General features: G+C 66.2%; 1 pseudogene. It reads left to right on the forward strand.

From position 1 onward, the window contains the following. Positions 1-32: 32 nt before the first annotated feature. Positions 33-219, forward strand: a pseudogene (glcE, locus tag AC6H42_RS23655) (glycolate oxidase subunit GlcE); the annotation flags it as partial.

A 219-nucleotide genomic window follows, 5' to 3' on the forward strand; every position in this document is an offset into this window, starting at 1 on the left:
GGCCTGTTCCGGTTCGCTCAATCGATGAAGCAATGAACGATATGGACCACATATTGAATCAATTCCGCCAGCGCGTGCTGCGCGCCGCGCAAGACCGGACCCCGCTGCGCGTGCGCGGCGGCGGCAGCAAGGACTGGTATGGCAACGCGGCCATGGACCCGGCTGCGCCGGGCGCGCTGCTCGATACCCGCGCTTACACCGGGGTGGTGGACTACGAGC

This window comes from Massilia sp. NBRC 108631, from assembly GCF_059704565.1.